Consider the following 1670-nt stretch of genomic DNA (forward strand, 5'->3'; position numbering starts at 1 on the left):
CCAGGCGGATCCGGATCGCCACCCGTCGCGGCCCAGGCGGGCCGGCCGCGCCCGCGGCCGGCCCGGGCCGACGCCATCTCCAGCAGGGTCTCCGCCACCCGGTGGGCGTCCGGGGACACGCTCGCGGCGCCCTCCCACTCGCGCCCGCGCAGGCGCACCCGGACCGGGACCTCACCGGGGCCGGACAGGTTGCGCCACCACGTCCGGCTCCGGTGGCTGACCAGCAGCAGCTCGCCGCCCCTCTCCACGTAGTTCGCGGGCACGGTGATCTCCCTGCCGCTCCTGCGGCCCCGTACGGTCACCAGCGCGACCGAGGCGCTCAGCAGGTCGTGCAGGGGCGAGCGGAGCAGCCGGCGGACGAACGGGTTCACCAGGCGGTTCCGGACCGCGCGCGACGGATCGCGGGCCGGAGAGCCGGCGGCGGGGGCGTCGGCATCGGGCAGGGCCGCCCCGCCGGCGGCTCCGGGCAGTGCGCGCGAGCCGCCCGCGGCCGGTGGCCGGGGCATCACCATGTCGTCCTCCTGCGGTCACCCCCATTCGACCGCCCGCCACCGCCGTCCCGCAGGGGCCGAAAGACCCTGCGGGACGGGACCTCCGGCCCGCAGGGCCTTCCGGCCCCCGTCCTACGATGGCGATCGATCATGACGGTCGTCCGGCGGCCGGAGCACGGGTTAGAGTCACGTGGGCGGGGGAGGTCCGGAGTGATCCGGTTCCGGGCACGCCGGATCCGGGGCGATCCGGCGTCCGGGACCGCCTCCGCGCACCCCGGCTCCGGGGCGATCCGGTGCCCGGGACCACCTCCGCCTTCTTCATCGGGAGAACCCATGACCGAACGCATCACGGCCCCCGGCGATCTCGGCCGCCGGGTCGCGGCCAGGCGTGAGACCCTCGGCCTCAGCAGGGAACGGCTGGCCGAGCGGGCCGGGATCGACCCCGGTTACCTCGCCTACCTGGAGGAGGCCGCGGCCTCCCCCGCCGGCGAGACCGTGCAGAAGCTGGCCGCCGCCCTGCAGACCAGCCCGGAGGAACTGCTGGGAGGCACGGTGGACCTGCCGCCCGGACGCGGCCCCGCCGCCGCCGATGCCTCACTGGACAGACTCGACCCCAACGAGTGCCTGCACCTGATCTTCCCCGGCGGCGTGGGCCGGGTCGCCTTCGACGACGGCGGCGGGCCGACGATCCTGCCGGTCAACTACGTGCTGCACGACAACGCCGTGGTCTTCCGCACCGCCGCCGACGGCCCGTTCGCCGCGAACCTGAGCACCGGCGTCCCGGGGGTCGAGTTCAAGGTCGCCTTCGAGGTCGACCGGATCGACGACCCCAACCGGGAGGGCTGGAGCGTGCTCATCCGGGGCGGGGCGCACCTGGTCTCCTCCTCCGACGAGCAGGCGGCGGTGGAGGCGGCGGGTGTGCAGTCCTGGGCGGGCGGCACGCGCGACCTCTACGTCAAGATCGTTCCCAGCGAGGTCTCCGGCCGCCGGATCCGGCACGGATCGTGACCCTCCGCCCCGGAGCCGGGGATCCGGCGGGCACCCGCGTGCCCGCCGCACTCCGATCCGTGTTTTGATGGTCTCCCGCTGGACAGGGTCGATTGGAAGGCTCGGTCATCGGCGGTCGAGGTGAGGAGAGCTGACGGCATGGATGTGATTCGCGTGGTCCTGGTGGACGAC

2 protein-coding genes are annotated in these 1670 nt (G+C 74.9%); one reads left to right on the forward strand and one right to left on the reverse strand.

Translation table 11 applies throughout. From position 1 onward, the window contains the following. The coding region (locus ACWJ6R_RS35970) for a nitroreductase/quinone reductase family protein (RefSeq protein ID WP_449066486.1) at positions 1 to 512 on the reverse strand (512 nt) is incomplete at its 3' end. A gap of 312 nt (positions 513 to 824) precedes the next feature. On the opposite strand from ACWJ6R_RS35970, the gene ACWJ6R_RS35975 reads away from it, so the two are divergent. Beyond that, positions 825 to 1499 (forward strand): helix-turn-helix domain-containing protein, encoded by a 675-nt coding sequence (locus tag ACWJ6R_RS35975; RefSeq protein ID WP_449066487.1) that lies wholly within the window; start codon positions 825 to 827, stop codon positions 1497 to 1499. Positions 1500 to 1670 lie beyond the last annotated feature (171 nt).

The sequence above is a fragment of the Planomonospora algeriensis genome, from assembly GCF_977012225.1.

Coding starts and splice junctions, on each gene's coding strand:
- ACWJ6R_RS35975 (WP_449066487.1), top strand. CDS start 825: ATGACCGAACGCATCACGGCCCCCGGCGATCTCGGCCGCCGGGTCGCG.